At 42.9% G+C, this 6,017-nt stretch carries 3 protein-coding genes, 1 tRNA gene and 1 pseudogene; 1 reads left to right on the plus strand and 4 read right to left on the minus strand.

Annotation, left to right across the window (positions count from 1 at the left end):
• Positions 1-352 precede the first annotated feature (352 nt).
• Positions 353-424: transfer RNA gene (locus AC1F2U_RS30715), tRNA-Thr, on the plus strand.
• A 255-nt stretch (positions 425-679) separates the two neighbouring features.
• Here AC1F2U_RS30715 and AC1F2U_RS30720 read toward each other — a convergent pair.
• The 4 genes and pseudogenes from AC1F2U_RS30720 to priA all read right to left on the minus strand — a co-directional run.
• Positions 680-766 (minus strand): annotated as a pseudogene (locus AC1F2U_RS30720) (IS982 family transposase); the annotation flags it as partial.
• Between the two features lie 19 nt (positions 767-785).
• Positions 786-2,984, minus strand: a complete 2,199-nt coding sequence (locus AC1F2U_RS30725; RefSeq protein WP_480264565.1) for a PQQ-dependent sugar dehydrogenase — start codon at positions 2,982-2,984, stop codon at positions 786-788.
• A gap of 459 nt (positions 2,985-3,443) precedes the next feature.
• Positions 3,444-3,578, minus strand: a complete 135-nt coding sequence (locus AC1F2U_RS30730) for a hypothetical protein (protein ID WP_480264566.1) — start codon at positions 3,576-3,578, stop codon at positions 3,444-3,446.
• A 268-nt stretch (positions 3,579-3,846) separates the two neighbouring features.
• On the minus strand, positions 3,847-6,017 hold a 2,171-nt coding region (priA, locus tag AC1F2U_RS30735; protein ID WP_480264567.1), incomplete at its 5' end, for a primosomal protein N'.

Here is a 6,017-nt window from a genome sequence, read left to right on the forward strand (position 1 = left end):
AAAATAATTATATATTTCTGTTCATTTATTCAACCGTGCCAAGAAAATACAGTTTTAGAACTGGCCGGGTATTTTTGGGTTCAACCCAGGATTTGAGTTAGCTTTTGCTATAAATATTAATTTATCAACTTTATTCAGTGATTCAGAATGCTTGATTGTTTCTGGTTCATCACAATGGCAACGCCAGAAGAACCATCTAGGGCGACAAAAGCAGCGATATTGCTAAAATTTCTGGTCTTTTAGCCTAATTTACGATGAAGCAGATATTTTTTAGAATTTACAGCTAGACAAATAAATGAATTATGGTACAATAATAAATCGTGGTTGCTAATTAAGAGTAATCGTCAAACTTGCCAGCATAGCACAGTGGTAGTGCATCCGACTTGTAATCGGAAGGTCGCGAGTTCAAATCCCGCTGCTGGCTTTTGTACATTTGCTAATTAATGTTTTGGGGCTGTTTTTGAACTCAATTGAATTCTGCGAAAACTTCGCAGAAAATTAGTGTGGCCGAATTGTTGAGAATAATAAATATTAACATAATAACCCAAGTTGGGGGTTATAAAATTCTGGATGCTGCGTAATCGGTGATTTGGATAAATGCACATAAAAAGTTTACGGTTGCGCTAGAATGCAACCGTAATTGGGAGTCAACTAAAAAAGTAGAAAAATTAACTGATGAGATAAATGCTTGTTGGAGAGTAAATGCAAAAATGAATGCTTGCAGTTTCAGTAAAAACCCTTCCCAGGTACAAGCATGAATTGATTGCGATCGCTCGGTAGTGATATTAATTAAGTGGACGCAGAAGTGTAATTTTGCCCATACCCGTCTCTTGACTGAGTTGCGCCACGTAGAGATTTCCATTCGTGGGATTTTCAACCAAATCCAATGGACTTGGATTAAAACCAGTGAAACCACTAATACCCGTTTGGGAGTTTATAATATCCAACTTTGCGCCACCTGGTGTTAGCACAATGATGTCTTTCCCTGAACTGAAGCGTGTCACCAGCAGTTTACCTTGCAGCTGACCACCTAAAACATTACTACGATATTCAATAATGCCATTAGGTGAAAAATGCTCTCCAAAATCGAAGGCAATACCCTTCCAATTCCGGTCAGGTAGAGTACCAACGGGATATTCACTTATCTGAACTGGATCTGTACCGGCTGTAGGATTTCCTCCACTCAACACCCACTCACAACGCTTCGGATTGGGATGACCGTAATAACCATTTTTAACAACGCGAAACAGAAAGTCTCGCTGCGTACCTAGACTTCTAACAGCAGGCACAGATGGACTAGTATATGCCCCATTAGTAGCTTGATCGATACGGTTTTGACAGGCAAGAGGTAGGGGGATCGGTGTATTTGGCGTATTGCCACCAGCCGCTGAACCATTCGTTGGCACATACAACTGACCATTGGTATGCCAAACCAGATCGTAGGCATTACGTATACCACTAGCAAAGATAGTTACAGGTGCGCCCGCTTTAAAGGGGTTATAAGTACCTCCATCCTCCGTCTTAACGCTTAAAGGAGGTGAGGTGATTTTGGACAGATCAACTCGTAATACAGCAGCAGTTAACAACTGCTCAGGACGATTACTCCAGACAGTGTTTGGTGCGCCCGTACTACTATTACTACCCTGCAACAGATAGAGCACGTTTGGCTCATTGGGCTTAAACTCAATGCTATTGGTTAGATGATCCCGGCTCGATCGCGGTAAATCAACCACATAGTCTTTTACTGTCTCTAGATTGGTACCGCTTAAACGAGTAATTTTACCACTCCACTCTGGCGCATCAACAGTTCCATTCCAGTAGTAGTTATTTGTTACCCAGAGAATTAGGTTGTTAGCATTTGTTGATGAGGGATCGAAGTGCATACCAACGATCGTTCGATTACCACCATTTGCAGTCTGCAATGAGGAAATCGTTTGTGGCGTACCCAGAGTGCCATCAGCATCGATCGGGAAACGCAAAATCTCACCTAGTAAGGTAGCAGCATAGAGTTTATTGTCAGGCCCAATCACTACTGTGGTGTAAGGTTTGACAGGTACATTCGCTAGTGAGACTTGCTCGAAAGTAATATTGCTTACTGGATTCACAAAGGAGCCTGTTGTGAAACTGATGCTATAGGGTAAGAATGCAGCATCATTGCTATCTTTAACCCCATCGGTGATTTGTAACAAATATTTGGTATTGTTCTTGAGACGATTTATCGGAGACACTACAATCACATCTCCACCACCGGAAGTGTTGTAATTGGCATTGACTTGTGTATTAGTAGTGCTATCGATCAGCTTAATGGTTGAGGCAGAAATAGTATTAACCGCAATCCCACTATTAGGAAGATTTAGGTCTGCTGTAATCGAGATATCTGGTGACACGTTTGTCTGACCATCATTGGGATTGGTCGTTCTGATCGAGGGACGATTACCTGGTGCGATCGCAATATAGTTGAGCTTGGTATTCCTACCACCTTTAGCATCAATTGTGAGCTTGCCATCGGCAACATTAACAATCCGGGTAATTGCGGCAAACTTTTTGGTTGCCGTTGGTACAAAGCCAGAAATAGCAGCCGTCCCTTCTATATTGATCTGGTGCTTACTATTTACAGTATTAATAGCATCACCGACGCTAACAGTCACATTGTACGAAGCATTAGATAGGGCATATTCCCAAGCAGCAGGTATCTTGACTCCTGGTCCCGAACTGCTAAGAGGATATTGCAGATGAATCAGTCTATTTAGTCGCCGATCGATGCTACTTTGGTTGCGATCGCGTGTATTGAGTTGGATATCAAGGGGAGTGGGTGTACTATTGCTTAAGCTATCTTCACGCACCCAACCAAAACCTCTAGTATCATTGTAGGCTTGACCGATATCTTTAATATACCCAGATGGTACGGGAGCATTATTTGGTTGAAAAGCAATCCCTTGAATAATTGCTAATACCAGTATTTTGGGTTTGATCTTGTAAATCATAGTATGCCTTGCCGTTGTGTTCGTAGTTGATAGGTGAGTAGTCCATTAACATTGGCCAAGTATCTGCAATGATGATTCTTGGCAATCCTTCACTGGCTATAAACGAACGTAATGACCGCAAGTCTTAGGGACCACATTTCTCCAAACTGTATAAAAAGTATTGGGAAAATACTTTTTATACATAAGTCCTGAACTTTTTTTTAAGAGAATTATAAGGGGACTTTCTAATCCCTCAACTTGCCACGGTATGATTACGTAAAAAGCAATAAATCAGTAATAAATCTTCAAAATTATTACCAGAAACCAACTTGGAATAGGTGTTGGCAGAGTTCATTTTTATTTATGCTGTTAATAGATAACTAATATCAAGTTAGTTGGATGTTTATAATATCTGTACTTTGGGGAGCCAGCAAGGGCGATAGTGCAGCGTAAAGCCTTCTCTTCTCCCAAAGGGAGACGCTAGGCGTAGCTTGCTTCCACGAAGTGGTACGGCAATGGCACAGCAACTCTTAAAGATGCTACCGCAAACATCTGGGGGTTTCCCGACAACCAAGCAAGTAACTTTTGAAAAACAAAATCCAACATTTTATCCATATTTATGTTGTGTTTAAAAATAGTGAAACTCAACATGAACATGGAGAGATTTTATTATTAAGTAATTAGCCGAACACGATCTAAGTTTGACAGCAAATCATGAAAAAATTTTCCATATCTATGCTTTATCTTTGTAATAAGATGATATTCTAATTCACTCATCTATCTGAAGGTGGATTATGCAGAGATTAAGTCAATTACCAAGCAATTCGGCTTTATTTATTAAGTGCGCAACTGGGTGGGGTAGTAATTTACGATCGCATAACGATCACATAATATTTAACGGGTCTACATCAATAGTTAAACTTACAGACGAAGGACAAAGCGATCGCACTTCTTCCCAATCTGGTAATCGCGGTAAAGCATCGGGGGCAAATTTAATCAATATCTGCCAGCGATAACGATTAGCTACTCGTAAAATACTCGCTGGTGCTGGGCCCAATATCTCGAATTCTTCTTCTGTACTCAAGGCTGTAGCAATAACTTGCGCCGTATTTTGCACTTGAATCGGGTCGAGACTACTTAAACGCAACAAAATTAACCGCCCATAAGGAGGATAATTGAGTGCTTGGCGTTGTTCCAATTCAGCTTGAGAGAAAGATTGATAATCGTGCGATCGCACTGCTGCAATTACCTGATGCTCTGTAGTATAAGTCTGCACAATCACTCTACCGGGATCTTCACCTCTACCAGCACGTCCAGCGACTTGCGTCAAGGTTTGAAACGCTCGTTCGCTGGCGCGATAATCTGATAAATTTAGCAATCCATCGGCGGCGACAACGCCCACAAGTGTCACCTGTGGTAAATCCAAACCTTTAGTGAGCATTTGCGTACCGACTAATAAATGCGCTTCGCCGTTGGCAAACTGAGTGAGTAAGGTACGATGTGAGCCTTTATTGCGGGTGGTATCGCTATCAAAACGAATAAATTTTAAGTCACGAAACTGTCGCGCTAGTTCTTGCGTGACTCGTTGAGTACCGCTACCGAAAAATTTCAAGTAAGGGGAACTACAATCAGGACAAAATTTGGGGTGCGATCGCGCATAATTACAATAATGACACCGCAATAATTCCGGCGCTTTTTCTTCGGTGTGGTGATACGCCAGCGACACATCACAGTGCGGACATTCCAACACATATCCACAACTGCGGCAAGATACAAAAGTACTGTGTCCCCGACGATGGATAAATAAAATTCCCTGTTGTTTTCTTTCTTGCAACTCTTCTAAAGCTGCTTGCAGCGATCTACTAAATATAGAACGATTTCCCTGCTGTAACTCTTGCCGCATATCGACAATTTCCACAGGCGGTAAAGGGCGGGAGTTGATGCGCTCAGGCAAACTTAAGTAATGAGTGCTGAGTGCTGAGTGAGGAGTGAGGAGTGAGGAGTGAGGAGTGAGGAGTGAAGAGTTAGGAGTTACAAATTCTCCCCCTACCCCCCTACCCCCCTGCTCCCCTGCTCCCCTGCTCCCCTGCCTCCCCACGCTTACCCAAGTTTCCAACGAAGGCGTAGCGGAACCCAGCACCAAGGGGCAATTTTCTAATTCGGCTCGCCACAGGGCAACGGTACGGGCGTGGTAGGTAGGTATAGGGGAATCTTGTTTAAAGCTGCTATCGTGTTCTTCATCTAAAATAATTAAACCCAAGTTGGGCAAAGGGGCGAAAACGGCGCTACGAGTACCAATGACAACTTGGGGTTCTCCGGTAAGCATTTGTCGCCAAGTGTCATAACGTTCGCCGTCTGAAAGGGCGCTGTGATAGACGCTGACTTTATTACCAAAACGGGCGCGAAAACGATCGGTTAACTGCGGTGTGAGTCCAATTTCTGGGACTAAAACCAGGGCAGATTTACCTTGATTGAGGAGAGGTGCGATCGCTTGCAAATATACTTCGGTTTTTCCTGAACCTGTCACCCCATGCAATAAAACTTGAGCAAATCCATCTAATGTCTGGATTGTCGCTAAGGCGCTAGCTTGAGCTGTAGTTAAAGATTTAGCACCATCGCCTACTAAAGTCGGGCCTTGTTCGGTTCGCAAAACTTCTCGTTCTTCGATGACGATGTAGCCTTTTTCCTCTAGCCCTTTCAGGGTAGGGGTAGTTGTTTTACAAATCTGTAAGAACTCATTTAACCATAACTCGCCACCGCGCCGCCGCAGCACTTCTAATATCTCTCGTTGGCGAGTAGTTAACTCTTGGTCAATTGTACCTGTGAGCGTAACTGCTTTTTGCAATTTTGGTCGAGTCAGTCGTGGTGGTTCTAAGTAGCTTTCTACTAAACCAAATCGCAACAACTCCCGAATTCCCCGATAAGCAGATTTGACTTTTTGTTGCAGGTAAACAAAACTGTAGTCCCCCGCCGGCTGCCCTTGCAAAAGTTCCCAAACTTGCCGCGCAGTCGGAGTCAAAAAAGCTAAAGGATCGGCAGATCCCAGTAAATAAC

Source organism: Nostoc sp. LEGE 12454, assembly GCF_056620565.1.

What these genes read in the sequence shown, in the direction of transcription:
- AC1F2U_RS30725 (WP_480264565.1), bottom strand. Translation starts at nt 2,984, where the DNA reads ATGATTTACAAGATCAAACCCAAAATACTGGTATTAGCAATTATTCAA.
- AC1F2U_RS30730 (WP_480264566.1), bottom strand. Translation starts at nt 3,578, where the DNA reads ATGGATAAAATGTTGGATTTTGTTTTTCAAAAGTTACTTGCTTGGTTG.